General features: G+C 41.6%; 15 protein-coding genes. 8 read left to right on the forward strand and 7 right to left on the reverse strand.

Going from position 1 to position 13,285, the window contains the following annotated elements:
* Positions 1-127 precede the first annotated feature (127 nt).
* Positions 128-385 carry a type II toxin-antitoxin system ParD family antitoxin gene (locus QUD05_RS28630; RefSeq protein ID WP_289799023.1) on the forward strand — a complete coding sequence of 86 codons (258 nt, stop codon included), beginning with the start codon at positions 128-130 and terminating at the stop codon, positions 383-385.
* Positions 382-609: a type II toxin-antitoxin system RelE/ParE family toxin gene (locus tag QUD05_RS28635; RefSeq protein WP_289799024.1), complete on the forward strand. Its 228-nt coding sequence runs from the start codon at positions 382-384 to the stop codon at positions 607-609. The genes QUD05_RS28630 and QUD05_RS28635 overlap by 4 nt, the downstream gene beginning before the upstream one ends.
* Here the strand turns inward: QUD05_RS28635 and QUD05_RS28640 are convergent.
* Complete coding sequence (locus QUD05_RS28640) at positions 550-975, reverse strand: GNAT family N-acetyltransferase (RefSeq protein WP_289799025.1); 426 nt, start codon at positions 973-975, stop codon at positions 550-552. The genes QUD05_RS28635 and QUD05_RS28640 overlap by 60 nt on opposite strands.
* A gap of 154 nt (positions 976-1,129) precedes the next feature.
* Between QUD05_RS28640 and QUD05_RS28645 the strand changes: the two genes are divergently transcribed.
* Positions 1,130-2,575, forward strand: a complete 1,446-nt coding sequence (locus QUD05_RS28645; protein ID WP_289799026.1) for a RecQ family ATP-dependent DNA helicase — start codon at positions 1,130-1,132, stop codon at positions 2,573-2,575.
* Positions 2,520-2,948 carry a hypothetical protein gene (locus tag QUD05_RS28650; protein WP_289799027.1) on the forward strand — a complete coding sequence of 143 codons (429 nt, stop codon included), beginning with the start codon at positions 2,520-2,522 and terminating at the stop codon, positions 2,946-2,948. Before QUD05_RS28645 ends, QUD05_RS28650 begins: the two co-directional genes overlap by 56 nt.
* Positions 2,949-3,011: 63 nt before the next feature.
* On the opposite strand, the gene QUD05_RS28655 is transcribed toward QUD05_RS28650, so the two are convergent.
* Positions 3,012-3,703, reverse strand: a protein-coding gene (locus QUD05_RS28655; protein ID WP_289794349.1) for an IS1 family transposase whose coding sequence is annotated in 2 segments (ribosomal slippage) — positions 3,012-3,379 and positions 3,379-3,703 — 693 coding nt in all. Because the reading frame shifts where the segments join, the coding sequence is not laid out codon by codon here.
* 152 nt (positions 3,704-3,855) lie between these two features.
* Between QUD05_RS28655 and QUD05_RS28660 the strand changes: the two genes are divergently transcribed.
* Both QUD05_RS28660 and QUD05_RS28665 read left to right on the forward strand, forming a co-directional pair.
* Positions 3,856-5,745 (forward strand): S9 family peptidase, encoded by a 1,890-nt coding sequence (locus tag QUD05_RS28660; protein WP_289799028.1) that lies wholly within the window; start codon positions 3,856-3,858, stop codon positions 5,743-5,745.
* A gap of 320 nt (positions 5,746-6,065) precedes the next feature.
* The gene (locus QUD05_RS28665; protein WP_069074159.1) at positions 6,066-6,368 is read left to right on the forward strand and encodes a PadR family transcriptional regulator; all 303 of its coding nucleotides are present in this window, start codon (positions 6,066-6,068) and stop codon (positions 6,366-6,368) included.
* A 151-nt stretch (positions 6,369-6,519) separates the two neighbouring features.
* Here QUD05_RS28665 and QUD05_RS28670 read toward each other — a convergent pair whose 3' ends face one another.
* A complete protein-coding gene (locus QUD05_RS28670; protein ID WP_289799029.1) occupies positions 6,520-6,942 on the reverse strand; it encodes a protein tyrosine phosphatase family protein in 423 nt (140 codons plus the stop codon).
* Between the two features lie 139 nt (positions 6,943-7,081).
* Between QUD05_RS28670 and QUD05_RS28675 the strand changes: the two genes are divergently transcribed.
* The gene (locus QUD05_RS28675; protein WP_289799030.1) at positions 7,082-8,296 is read left to right on the forward strand and encodes a chromate transporter; all 1,215 of its coding nucleotides are present in this window, start codon (positions 7,082-7,084) and stop codon (positions 8,294-8,296) included.
* Positions 8,297-8,493: 197 nt separating this feature from the next.
* On the opposite strand, the gene QUD05_RS28680 is transcribed toward QUD05_RS28675, so the two are convergent.
* The 4 genes from QUD05_RS28680 to pheS all read right to left on the reverse strand — a co-directional run bounded on the left by QUD05_RS28680 (position 8,494) and on the right by pheS (position 11,902).
* Entirely contained in the window at positions 8,494-10,047 is a 1,554-nt protein-coding gene (locus tag QUD05_RS28680; protein ID WP_289799031.1) for an RNA-directed DNA polymerase, read from the reverse strand.
* Between the two features lie 321 nt (positions 10,048-10,368).
* On the reverse strand, positions 10,369-10,653 hold the full coding sequence (locus tag QUD05_RS28685) for a type II toxin-antitoxin system RelE/ParE family toxin (protein WP_322638513.1): 285 nt from the start codon (positions 10,651-10,653) through the stop codon (positions 10,369-10,371).
* Positions 10,650-10,865, reverse strand: coding sequence for a hypothetical protein (locus QUD05_RS28690; RefSeq protein WP_289799032.1), 216 nt, complete (start codon positions 10,863-10,865; stop codon positions 10,650-10,652). Before QUD05_RS28690 ends, QUD05_RS28685 begins: the two co-directional genes overlap by 4 nt.
* Positions 10,866-10,909: 44 nt before the next feature.
* The gene (gene pheS / locus QUD05_RS28695) at positions 10,910-11,902 is read right to left on the reverse strand and encodes a phenylalanine--tRNA ligase subunit alpha (protein WP_289799033.1); all 993 of its coding nucleotides are present in this window, start codon (positions 11,900-11,902) and stop codon (positions 10,910-10,912) included.
* Positions 11,903-12,366: 464 nt separating this feature from the next.
* On the opposite strand from pheS, the gene surE reads away from it, so the two are divergent.
* Positions 12,367-13,173, forward strand: coding sequence for a 5'/3'-nucleotidase SurE (gene surE, locus QUD05_RS28700; protein ID WP_289800107.1), 807 nt, complete (start codon positions 12,367-12,369; stop codon positions 13,171-13,173).
* Positions 13,174-13,285: the final 112 nt, after the last annotated feature.

Genomic DNA, 13,285 nt, shown 5'->3' on the forward strand with positions numbered 1-13,285 from the left:
TGCGGGCTATTCGGCGTCGCACTGCTTTGCCCCCGCTTTACTCAAGCTTGGTTAGCATGATTTTCTCTCGTTCTGTCAATGCTGTTAGAATCTAGATAAAAATATTAATTCTATAAAGCTAAAAAATATGTACATCCAAATTAAACCAGAACTAGAGCAATTTATTCAGGCACAGGTTGCAAGTGGTAGATTTACTAATGCAGATGATGTCATCAATGAAGCCTTTAAACTGTTACAAGAAAGAGAGCAGCGACTTGAAGAATTACGGCAAAAAATTTCTGTAGGAACTGAACAAATTGCTCAGGGACAAGTAACTGACGGCGAAGTTGTATTTGCCAGATTACAAGAAAAAATTCGTCTAATTTCTGAGGAGTCCTATGAATGAGTAATTATTCATTTTCAGATGCAGCAATTCAAGATTTAGATGAAATTTGTGAATATATTGCTCGGAGTAACCCAAAAGCAGCCAGTAAGCTTTTTGATGACATTCGCTCAAAATGTAAATTAGTAGCGAGTTTCCCTAATATGGGAAAAAGCTATGGAAGGCTTTTACCAAATCTGCGCAGTTTTGTTGTGAATGATTACATTATATTTTACTATCCAAGGTAAGACGGAATTAGTATTACTCGTGTTGCCAGTGCCTAACAACCACCTTTGAACGTCTTGCAATTCTGGATATTCTAAAATGTATTCTACAAACCATTTTCCTAAACCCTGTCCTCGATAAGGCTCTAAAATAAAAACATCTTTTAATAACGCAGAAGTTGCATAATCAGTGATGACTCGTGCAAAGCCAACTTGTTGATTATCTTCATAAAGTCCAAAACATAAGGAATTGCTTATTGACTTTTCCACCGTGGCTAACGGAATATTTTCAGCCCAATAGGAAGTTTGTAAAAAATCATGAATCATTTGAATATCTAATTTAGATTTATCGGTGTTGATGTAAAATCGATGTTTTAATTCTTCATTCATCTCGCTATATCTTTTATTTAATAGGTTGGAAAATTATAATTCATTCTTGGGGTCAGTGGTTTATAGTGTCAAATGATGAAATTACTGAACCATTAGCTGCATAAGAGAGGCTATATTCAGCATTCAAAGATATGGGTGCATATAGTTATTGATTATGAATCAGCCTACAACAAAATCTTGGCAAGAAGTCCTCGCTGCTTTCAAACAAATCTGGGGTTATGAAGATTTCCGTCCACCACAGGGAGAAATTGTCAGCAGTTTATTGGCACAGAAAGATGCGCTGATTATTATGCCCACAGGTGGCGGTAAGTCGATTTGTTTTCAACTTCCTGCACTGCTACAAACAGGATTAACTTTGGTAGTTTCGCCCTTGGTGGCGTTGATGGAAAACCAAGTTCAGGAATTACTACAAAGTCACCAAAAAGCAGCACTTTTACATAGTGAATTATCTTCATCTCAACGCCGTGCAACTCTGCAAGCTTTAGAACGTCAACAGCTAAGATTACTTTATTTATCGCCCGAAACTTTGCTAAGCGTCCCAGTGTGGGAAAGATTATGCCAGCCGCAATTGCAAGTTAATGGTTTGATTTTAGATGAAGCTCATTGTTTAGTGCAGTGGGGTGATACTTTTCGTCCAGCTTATCGCAGATTAGGGGCGGTGCGTCCGGCATTGCTCAAATCAAAACCACCAGGAACAAAAATCAGTATCGCCGCTTTTACTGCTACTGCTGACCCCTCAGCCCAAAAAATTATTCAAACAGTTTTACAATTACAGCAACCAGAGATTTTCCGCTTGAATCCTTACCGTCCGAACTTGCATCCCAGCGTTCGCATCGCTTGGACACCACGAGGTAGAAAACAACAATTATTAAAGTTTATTCAAAATAGACCGCAACAATCGGGGTTAGTTTATGTTCGCACTCGGAGAGATAGTGAAGATTTAGCCCAATGGTTAGCAGAGATGGGTTACGCTACAGCTAGCTATCATGCAGGATTGGGTGCAACAGAACGGCGTGAAGTAGAAGCAAGCTGGTTAAGTGGTAAAATGCCTTTTGTCGTTTGCACCTGTGCGTTTGGCATGGGGATAAATAAAAGTGATGTTCGCTGGGTGGCCCACTTTCACGCGCCGCATTTGTTATCTGAATATGTGCAAGAAATTGGCCGCGCTGGAAGGGATGGGAAACCAGCAGAAGCGTTGACATTGATAAGTGAACCTACAGGGTGGTTAGATTCAGGGGATAAGCAAAGACAGGAGTTTTTTCAAGAACAAATGCGATCGCAACAACAAATAGCGCAGCAACTTGTGAAAAAATTACCAAAACAGGGAGAAGTGAATGCTGTAACTCGACAATTTCCCGAAGGTGCAACGGCGCTAGCTTTACTCCATAGCAACGGTCAGCTAAACTGGCTTGATCCTTTCCATTACAGTATTGGGCAAAAAGCCGAAAATCAGCCACCGACGCAATTACACGCTGTTAAACAGATGCAGCAATACCTAACAACTAAGCAGTGTCGTTGGCAGTTTTTGTTAAATGCCTTTGGTTTTGACAAAGAAGCAGCTAACCTGCGTTGCGGACATTGCGACAATTGCCGTCAATGAGTATCAAAGACTCGTTCACGAGTATAAAAGACTCATCGCCGAGTATCAAAGACTCGTCGCCGAGTATCAAAGACTCATTCACGAGTATAAAAGACTCATCGCCGAGTATCAAAGACTCATTCACGAGTATAAAAGACTCATCGCCGAGTATCAAAGACTCATCGCCGAGTATCAAAGACTCGTCGCCGAGTATAAAAGACTCATTCACGAGTATCAAAGACTCATCGCCGAATATAAAAGACTCATTTACGAGTATTACTCCTTTGCTGCTTGTTCGCCGTCAGGTGTTCCCGCTAGAATACGTGGATTTTTTTTAATAACTGCGATCGCGCAGCGTCTTGTTAGAGAAAGATGCAAAAGAAAAGATAAATAATTTTATAGCGGGACAGGGAGTAAGTTAAAACTTTTTTCTGGCGTTGCATAATGGCGGTATGAATCATACTGAAACTGGAACATCCCAAAACTTGAGATAGTGAAGTAGCAATCGAATCGAGTATTTCAGCATTTGTGCTGATTTGGAATAACATAGCGTTTTTCGATGCAATCGAGCGAGATAGTGGCGCAACCGGGTGTTTTCCCCCTCAACTCGTGTCATGTAAGTCTTGCTCACAATCTGGTCGCCCTCTGGAATAAAGCCTGGATAGACCAACCATCCATCCGTGACATAGAAATAGCACTGCCAAGTACCTACAATATCCCATAACGGTCGAAAAGTTTCGGCGCTATGGTCGCCCAAAACCCACGCTAAAATACCTTGTGTGAAGTGGTTCACTGCTGTCCAAAGCCAAACTTTGTTTTTTTTGAGCCGACGAACGTTTCTAGTTCATCGAGTTCGCCAACTTCTGGAATTGTCTCTGGATCATAAACATCAGGTAGCAGTTCTCCTACAAGTTTTACCCAAGTAATCAATGTCGTGTGATGCACACCTTTGACCCGTTCAATGCCACGAAATCCCATACCATTAACGTACATTTTCAGGCATTCCCGTTTCACTTCATCACTGTATCCTTGAGGTGGTTCGTACCGATCAATAAATTGGCGATCGCAATTACAGCAAATGTGATTCTGTTTACCTCTTTTATTTCCGTTCTTACGGATATGAGACGACCCACAACGCGGACATTCCATCCAGTTTTACCTCAATTCATACCGCCATTATGCAACGCCTTTTTTTCTTTGCCCTGCTCTGCTACATATTCTCCAGCTAGGTTCATCCAATAGGATGAATTGTCATTTTCACCACCAAGTGACAATAGGGTAATCAAGTAGAGGATAAAAATATGTCATCTGCTCAAGCGCCCTCTCTAGCACCGTTGATTCCGCGCGAAATTCTGTTTGGGAATCCCGAAAAAACTAGCCCACAACTCTCGCCTGATGGTAAGTACTTGGCATATATCGCCCCTGATGAGAAAAATGTCTTGCAGGTATGGTTGCGAACTATAGGACAAGAAGACGACCAAATACTAACTGCTGACAAAAAGCGCGGTATCCGCATTTTCTTCTGGACTTATAACGCCGACCAGTTGATTTATATGCAAGACTCGGATGGTGACGAGAACTTTCACCTCCACTTGGTTAATATCCACTCCAAGATTGTGCGTGACTTAACGCCATTCCAAGGTGTAAAAGCCGAACTTGTGGAACTGGAACCTAAATTTCCAGATCAAGCACTCGTAGCGTTGAACTTGAACAATCCCCAAAAGTTTGACGTTTATCGCATCAATCTAAAAAATGGTGCGGTTGAGTTCGACACCGATAACCCCGGTAACATTATCAGTTGGACATCTGACGCTGATTTCCAAGTACGTGCAGCAATAGCTAGTACTCCTGATGGTGGTTACGATTTGTTATTACGGGAAACTACGGATAAAGAGTGGGATGTTCTCCGTCACTGGGGACTAGAAGAACAAGGGAATTCTGTTAGCTTCTCGGCTGATGGCAAAACACTTTATATTGAAGGCAGTCATGATGCTAACGCCCAACGTCTGCTAGCTGTTGACTTAGATACCCGTGAAGAAACAGCGATCGCCCAAGATGAGCAGTATGATGTTATGGGGATAGTCATTCAGCCTGTAACACGAGTTATCCAAGCAGTTTCTTTCTACAAAGACAAACAGGAATGGCAGGTAATTGACGAAAGTATCGCCGCTGATTTTGAAGAAATTGCCAAGGTACGTTCTGGGGAGTTTTCTTTAATTAGCCGCGATTTGGAAGATAAAAACTGGCTATTAGCTTACAACACAGACGATGGTCCAGTTTATTACTATGCCTATAACCGAGAATCGAAAACTAGCACTTTCCTCTTTAGCAACAAACCCAAACTCGAAGGTTTGCAGTTAGCATCAATGCAACCGATTTCCTACGAGGCACGGGATGGTTTAACTATCCACGCTTACCTCACAACCCCTGTGGGAATACTTAGCCAGAATCTACCAACAATACTCCTGGTTCACGGCGGTCCTTGGATGCGGGATACCTGGGGTTTAGATCCGGAAGCGCAATGGTTAGCTAACCGGGGTTACGCTGTTCTGCAAGTAAACTTTCGTGGTTCCACTGGCTACGGCAAAGCATTTTTGAATGCTGGAAATCGGGAATGGGCTGCTAAAATGCACGACGATTTGATTGATGCTGTTAACTGGCTAGTGGAACAAGGTATTTCTGACCCGCAAAAGATTGCGATTATGGGCGGCTCTTATGGCGGTTATGCCACCCTAGTGGGGTTAACTTTTACACCAGAAGTTTTTGCCGCTGGTGTGGATATTGTCGGGCCGAGTAACCTAATTACGCTGATAGGAACTATACCGCCTTATTGGGAACCATTGAAGGCAATGCTTTACCATCGTGTCGGTAACTTGGAGATAGAAGAGGAGTTTTTGAAATCGCGATCGCCTTTATTTTTCGCTGACCGAATTCAAAAACCTTTACTTATCGGTCAAGGTGCAAATGATCCGCGAGTGAAACAATCAGAAAGTGATCAAATTGTCAACGCAATGCAGCAAGCTGGTTTACCAGTGAAATATGCGCTTTATACAGATGAAGGACATGGTTTTGCCAGACCAGAAAATCGGTTGCACTTCTTTGCGATCGCAGAAGAGTTTCTCGCCAAATATTTAGGCGGCAGATTTGAACCTTTGGCAGATATACCCGGTCATTCAGGAATAGTTAATTGAAGAAGGCAGGAGGCAGGAGGCAGAAGGTTTTACCTCAGTTGGGGATTCAAACTCCTCCTGAAAAAGAGCCACAAAACTAGAATTTTTGGAGTTCTTGTCTTAAACCCTTGCTTCCTATAGTCGCGGGCTGTTACAGATAGCGCAGCGGTNAGCTCAGGAGAGGAGCGTCGGGCAGTTATCCTNNNCTCTTGACTGCCCGACGCTCGCGGACTCGCTAACGCTGCGCTATCTGCNNCTCCAACATCCTCGATAAAAAAATCCCACAATGCCCAGCGCGATAAGCGAAAATGAAATTCTAAGTGTCGTAAAAGCCTTGCTCAATGGATGGAAGAGAGTTCTACTCAAGCTTGATTCGGCTTCACATTCTGCATCATGCAGTTCAGGAGCAAATTTTTGGGCTAGGTATTATTGAAGAACTGGCACGTCACGGCTATAAACTCAGTGCCGGAACACTCTATCCAATGTTGCATGATATGGAGCGCAAGGGATATCTATATTCTGTTGAGGAGAGATCGGGGCGGCAAAGCCGACGACTCTATCGAGCTACCGATTTAGGAAAAATGACCCTAGAGGATGCTAAAGAAAAGGTACGGGAATTATTTGGCGAATTGTTCGAGGAATAGTAAAATCATCCCTTCACCGAATTTTAGATTTTAAATTTAGGATTTTGGATTAAATGCCCGTTTTAGCTCAAATCTCAGATTCTTGACTCAACTCCCGAAGAAAGTATGGGGTCAATCTAAAATCTAAAATCTAAAATCCAAAATTATTTGACTAGAGGTTTTCTAAAAACTTCTGGAGATGAGGTTGATCTGGGTTGATATCAAGTTCTTTTGCTCTTGCTAAAACCTGTTCACGGTTCAGCTTTTGTTGAGTTGCAAAGGCAATGAGCGCTAAGGCGCTGGCTCGTCCACCCGCACCACAATGAAAATATATAGGAGTCGGCAATTCCTCTAGTTCTGAGAGAACTGTTGCAGTCAAGTTGTCGTTGGCTGAATTTGTCTTGAGTGGAACATTGACATATTCAAGACCTGCGGCTTTTGCTTGTTGCTGTTCGTCTGCTAACGCTCCAGTTTCATCAAGCGATCGCAGATTCACCACAGACTTATACCCTTCATCAGCAAGCTGTTTTAGTGTCTCTGGGGTTGGCTGTCCACCTGGCGAAAATTCATCGCTCACTTTCTTGACATCACTCATACATACTCCGTAATCTCTATTTTATTACCGTATTTTAGTCAATGGCATAGTATTACAAATTTATTTCTAAGTATATAGCTTTTCGTTATCGAAATCCGATATTGTAGTTTTGTCATCATCATTAATCAGGAAAACCATAGTGACACAAGAAGCTGAGGATATCCAAAAAGAGCAAGAAGTGGTTTCCTATAAAGTTTTGACTCCCAAACAACAAAAGCAGCGATTAACAGAACTGGCGGCGGTGTTTTTGCGGTTGGGGGCGATCGCTTTTGGTGGCCCTGCTGCCCACATCGCCATGATGGACAATGAAGTGGTGAATCGCCGTCAGTGGATGAGCCGGGAGAAACTGCTAGATTTACTGGGAATTACGAATTTGATTCCAGGCCCCAACTCAACAGAATTAGCCATTCACATTGGCTACGAACGAGCCGGATGGCGTGGTTTAGTAGTTGCGGGTAGCTGCTTTATTCTACCTGCGATGTTGATTGTTTGGGCATTAGCCGCCATTTATGCTCGTTATCAAACAGTTCCCCAGGTAGAATGGCTCCTCTATGGAATTAAACCTGTAATTATTGCGATTGTGATTCAGGCTGTGTGGAACTTGGGGAAAAAGGCAGCCAAAGACGTACCGACAATTATTGCCGGGGTGGCTGCGATCATAGGGTATCTAGCTGGATTGAATGAAATTTTAGTGCTGATTTTGCTAGGTATTGCTGTGATGCTACTAAAAAATTGGCAAGCCAGAGGACACACAAGCGGAGCATTCTTGTTACCTATTTCAGGTATGCTGGCGCAGGTTGGGAGTACAACAGCAACAGTGACATCAGTCAGTTGGATTAACGTCTTTGTCTTTTTTCTCAAAATTGGATGTGTTCTCTATGGTAGTGGCTATGTATTGCTGGCATTTCTGCAACGGGATTTAGTCGAGCGCAACCAGTGGTTGACATCACAACAGCTTTTAGATGCCGTAGCGATCGGACAATTTACACCGGGGCCTGTTTTCACCACCGCAACATTTATTGGGTATTTGCTAGCAGGAAATGCTGGAGCGATCGCTGCTACAATCGGCATTTTTATACCATCATTTGTGCTGGTGTGGGTGGTTAATCCTTGGGTTCCTAAGTTGCGTCAATCTCCTTGGGCAAGCGGATTTTTGGATGGTGTAAATGCGGCTTCTTTAGGATTAATGGCAGGAGTCACTTACGCATTGGGACAAGCCGCACTGGTAGATTGGTTAACAATTATCATGGCAATTTTGAGTGCGATCGCTGTGTTTCGATTTAAAATTAATTCAGCCTGGTTGGTGCTAGCAGGAGGAGCGATTGGACTTGCTTCACACATATTATTTGGCTGAAGATAGCGATACAAAAGTAGTTATAAACCTGTTTTGATGAGTGAATTTTAACTTTTTACTTTTGCCTTGCTGGGTGTATTCTTTCTCAGGCTTGGAGTAATTGCTGTGCGGTGTAAATCTGGGAGGATAGTAGAAGCGATCGCAGAAGAGTTTCTCGCAAAATACTAGTTTTAACAGGTTAAATTAAATTGCCAAAGTCAGAATCTACCAGAGGGACCACTAGTAGAGTTTGGCGGAATAACTAAAGGAGTCTTACTTCCATAAAAAGTAATGCCATTATCCTTGAGCAGAGAAAACCAAGGATCTTTTGATACATAATCGACTTTTTTAGATAAATGCCCTTGTAGATTAGCTTCATAACAAAGGAGCCATTGCTCACCATAAAGTTCATCTTCATTTAAAAATTGTTCCCATGTACTTATATCTAAACTTTCTTTAATCTGCCCTTGCTTACGTGCATTTAAAGCTAAAATTGCTACTATAGAATCTTCCATTTTAGAAATAGACTCTGTAGCTAGCTTGTTAATTGATAAGTTAAAAACCATTGCTGACCAGATAGCCCAAGCAACTTCACTGCTATGTCCAAGTATTGCATTTCTGTAGATTTGAAAGTTAATAACTTCTTCAAGCAAGGATAAGTTAATGTTATATTTGTTTATTTTCTTTTCTTGAATTATTGAAAGAGAATCACGTAAAGTACTAGGATCAATACTAATTGACTGTAAGAGAAGACTTTCAAGAAGAGACCAATTATTTATATCAAGATTGCTAATCTTACTAATTCGTGCAACTGCATATTTAAGTACTGGTTCCCCAGGGAATTCATTTCTAAGTTGAAATGCTTTATCAAAATAACGAATAATATCTTGCATTTGTGCAAGCCCATTTTCGCTAAATTTATAGTCAGATAGTTCTAAAACCCATATTGAATCCAAAGAGCATGGTAACTCAAGAATTTTGGTTTTCTCAAAGTTAATAGTTAATTCAAACTCTGAAAGTACCTGTTGAATTTGGCTTAAAGCTGATTCAGCATCTGAAATATTTTGAAATACAAACTCATAATCATCACTATAACGAAAGCCTTTGAATGGATAGTTACAAGTGCTTTTTAATCGCTTTTCTAGTTCTATATCTGTTGTACAAAGTATCAGTTCGGCAATGACTAATGAAGTATCTGGGCCAATAGGGATACCTAGTGTTTGACCATCTTGACTATTTCTCAAAATTTTATCAAGATTATTTCCCAGAAGAGTCATATCATTTCTCTGTTGTTTGGCTAATGATTTTCCATGTATTGCCCAGGGAATACTATGAGTGTAAATAGATTGATAAAATCGAGAAATATCTGTATGTAATATATATCGTCCGGCTATTCTATTTTTAGCTCTTTCAACAGGAATTAAGTAGAAATCAAGTACAGGCGAAATAGAACGTTCACGTTGTGGATGAGGAGTATGAGTAGGCTTACTTTTTGAAAAATTGGAACGTTTTATTATTTGATTAACTGTAGACCAATTAGTATCTAATAAATTGGAAATTTCTAAAAAAAATACTGGGTTTGGAATACCTAAGTTTCTTCTTAATGAGTTATATCTAACATGATTATGACTATAAATTTTTGCAGTTCTCTTAGGGTAACGTGGAAAAGCTATTTTACCAGATGTAACAAAGTCAGCGAGGGAAATAGTATTAAAAGGAGGAGGCAGTTCTTTTGGAAAATATCCTCTAGCTATTAAATCTCTGCTATTCATCTTTAGTATTTTAGGATTATAGAATTTACTATAAGATATGTTGCCTTGAAATCGAGATAAAAGCAATTGTAATTGCAGTTAATGAATGGAGTAACTGTAATCAAGCAAGGTTTTTGTACAATAAAGTAGCTTCTTGAGCCGCAACTAAGTAAGAAAACTGCGCGATCGCACCTCTCAAATCACTTCGTCTGTCTGCCTTTTAACCACATTGCTTTATCCAGCTTTGAGTACTTGCTCTGCGGTTAGCTGTAACTCTGGGAAAATAGTAGAAGCGATCGCACTATTTCCTGCAAATCTGGTTTCTTCAACAGCACCTAAAATTCAGTACACTTCATTATGAGTGCCGATATCAATTAGCAAAATTTCTTCTTCCCCAGATTCTATATTTTGCACGAAGTTAAAGACAATGCGACAATCATAGTCCACTGAACACGCCCAAGCTCCAGACAGTTTGCCTTTAAGTTTATGAGTCTGCAACAATGGATCAAATGGATCGGCGGTTAGTAGTGCTAACCGCTCTCCAATCCGCTCTTGTAATTCTGGCTGTCGTCGTACCAATCGCTTAAATGCTCGTTTAAACGATGATGCCAAAACTACAGTTATCACTTGCTTAACTCATCCATTATTTGAGTAACAGTTCCACGGAACACTTTACCCGTCTGGTATTCTACTTGTGCTTGAGCGATATTAGCAGCAATTTCAGAACGCCGCCGTTCTGCCAACCGATGACTTACCAGATCAATTAATGTTTCTTGTTCATCTACTGATAAGTTTTCGACGCTTTCTAGAACTTGATCTAACCTGGAAACTGAAGTCATTGTTTATTGTTACCTTGCTTGCAGTACATAACTATTACGTATGCCTAAAATTGCTGCAAAAATCGCAAATCGCTAGCATACAAGCGACGAATATCATCGATTTGATGTAACACCATTGCAAACCGTTCTACACCAAAACCGGCAGCAAACCCTGTATAAACTTCTGGATCATAACCCACAGACTTAAGTACATTTGGATCGACCATACCGCAGCCCATTACCTCCAGCCAGCGACCATTCCACTGCAAATCCACTTCAGCGGAAGGTTCAGTAAATGGGAAATAACTGGCGCGGAAGCGAATTGGTAAATCGCCAAATATTGCTTGTAAAAATACTTTAATTGTGCCCTTGAGGTCTGTAAAAGTTAGTCCTTCGTCAATAGCTAAAAGTTCTATTTGATGGAAAACAGCCGAGTGAGTCGCGTCTACATTATCTCGCCGATAAACTCGCCCTGGAGCCACGACCCGAATCGGTGGTTCTTCTCTTTCCATGTAACGAATTTGCACTGACGAGGTATGAGTACGTAAAAGATTACCATCTGGCAGATAGAAGGTATCCTGCATATCACGCGCAGGGTGGTCAGGCGGGGTATTAAGAGCCTCAAAATTATAATAATCTGTTTCCATTTCTGGCCCTTGAGCCACGGTGTAACCCATACCAACAAAGATATCCAGTGCCCGGTCGATAATGCCGTTGAGGGGATGAATGCGACCTTGGGGGCTGTAAATTCCGGGCATAGTTACATCCAGAGTTTCCGCCTCTAGCTGGAGGTGAATTTGCGCGGCTTCTAAGGCAGCACGTTGCTGGTCTAGACTAGTTTGCAGGGATTCTTTGACTGTATTGGCGATCGCTCCAATTTTTGGCCGTTCCTCTGCACTCATCTGCCCCATACTTCGCAACAGTGCCCCCAGTTCCCCTTTTTTACCCAGATAATTAACTCTGAGTTCTTCCAGACGTTCTAGGGTGTCGGCGGCTGCGATCGCTTTTTCTCCTTCTTGCCGCAGTGCTAAAAGTTGAGCTTCTAAATTGCTAGTCATTAGTTATTAGTCATTGGTCATTAGTCATTAGTCTATAGTCAAAAGCTGTGAACTGGTCGATAAATAAACTTACAGCAATACCATTAACATCAGCTAAAGGTGAGGGTTGAAACCAAACCTCTGTTTATCAGTTAAAGATGATTGGGCTAGTACAGCGGGCACGTAAATCCAGCTAACATCTCACTTAACCAGCTTGGGAATTGAGCAACTTGTCTTAAAGGTAAGCAAAATTCCGCCACACTGTCTAGTGAGGATAAATGTTTTTTTGCTGGTTGTGACCTCAGACATTGACAAATGGCTAATAACAAATAACTAATAACTAATGATCAATGAGTAATACAACTCTTGGAGAGGCTGCACTTCGACTACGCTCTGTTACCACGCCAACGACTACGCGGTAGTTGAGCGGCTTGCCCTGAGCACAGTCGAAGGAAGTCGAAACTCAGTACAAGTGACCAATGACTATGAAATTACTAATTAGCAACGATGATGGCATTTCTGCCCTAGGGATTCGTACCCTAGCCAACTACTTGGCAGAGGCCGGTCATGATGTGAGTGTAGTTTGCCCAGATCGAGAGCGATCGGCAACTGGACACGGGTTAACTTTACACCAACCCATTCGGGCCGAAATTGTTGAAGGGATTTTTCATCCTGCTATCAAAGCTTGGGCTTGCGATGGTACGCCTTCAGATTGCGTCAAATTGGCGCTGTGGGCTTTGCTGGAAACTCCCCCGGATTTGGTTCTCTCTGGTATTAATCAAGGTGCGAATTTGGGAACTGAAATCTTGTATTCTGGCACTGTTTCTGCGGCAATGGAAGGTTTAATTGAAGGCATTCCCAGTGTAGCGCTGAGTCTTATAAGTCATACATCTAAAGACTTTCAAGCTGCTGCTAAGTTTGCCACAGTTCTTGTAGACCAGCTAGCCCAAAAACCACTGCCAGATTTAATGTTACTCAACGTCAATATTCCTGCGGTCAAATGGGAAGAAATTGCCGGAGTTGCTCTCACCCGTCAAGGCCTACGGCATTACATTGATGTGTTTAATAAACGAGTCGATCCTCGTGGAAAAACGTACTACTGGTTAACCGGAGAGGTAATTGAGGATGTAGAACCCCCAACCGGATCAAATCTGCCTCAAAATGTACCGTTAGATGTGCATGTTGTACGTAAAAACTACATCAGTATTACCCCGTTACAATACAATCTTACCTACGCAACTGGATTAGAGAAATTATCGGAGTGGGAATTCAATTTTCCTGGAATCATTTGATTTATCAGGAAAAAAATGAGGTTATTCAAATGCATCACGGAAAAAGTAGGCTATAACGTAGGGGCACTCTTGAAATAACCGATACACATTCACCCCAAAGCCTGGAAAATTC

The sequence above is a fragment of the Nostoc sp. GT001 genome (genome assembly GCF_030382115.1).
Classification (GTDB): domain Bacteria; phylum Cyanobacteriota; class Cyanobacteriia; order Cyanobacteriales; family Nostocaceae; genus Nostoc.

Bases quoted from the DNA above. Each gene is read 5' to 3' on its own strand.
- QUD05_RS28630 (WP_289799023.1), top strand. From the start codon at position 128: ATGTACATCCAAATTAAACCAGAACTAGAGCAATTTATTCAGGCACAG.
- QUD05_RS28635 (WP_289799024.1), top strand. From the start codon at position 382: ATGAGTAATTATTCATTTTCAGATGCAGCAATTCAAGATTTAGATGAA.
- QUD05_RS28640 (WP_289799025.1), bottom strand. From the start codon at position 975: ATGAATGAAGAATTAAAACATCGATTTTACATCAACACCGATAAATCT.
- QUD05_RS28645 (WP_289799026.1), top strand. From the start codon at position 1,130: ATGAATCAGCCTACAACAAAATCTTGGCAAGAAGTCCTCGCTGCTTTC.
- QUD05_RS28660 (WP_289799028.1), top strand. From the start codon at position 3,856: ATGTCATCTGCTCAAGCGCCCTCTCTAGCACCGTTGATTCCGCGCGAA.
- QUD05_RS28665 (WP_069074159.1), top strand. From the start codon at position 6,066: ATGGATGGAAGAGAGTTCTACTCAAGCTTGATTCGGCTTCACATTCTG.
- QUD05_RS28670 (WP_289799029.1), bottom strand. From the start codon at position 6,942: ATGAGTGATGTCAAGAAAGTGAGCGATGAATTTTCGCCAGGTGGACAG.
- QUD05_RS28680 (WP_289799031.1), bottom strand. From the start codon at position 10,047: ATGAATAGCAGAGATTTAATAGCTAGAGGATATTTTCCAAAAGAACTG.
- QUD05_RS28690 (WP_289799032.1), bottom strand. From the start codon at position 10,865: ATGACTTCAGTTTCCAGGTTAGATCAAGTTCTAGAAAGCGTCGAAAAC.
- pheS (WP_289799033.1), bottom strand. From the start codon at position 11,902: ATGACTAGCAATTTAGAAGCTCAACTTTTAGCACTGCGGCAAGAAGGA.
- surE (WP_289800107.1), top strand. From the start codon at position 12,367: ATGAAATTACTAATTAGCAACGATGATGGCATTTCTGCCCTAGGGATT.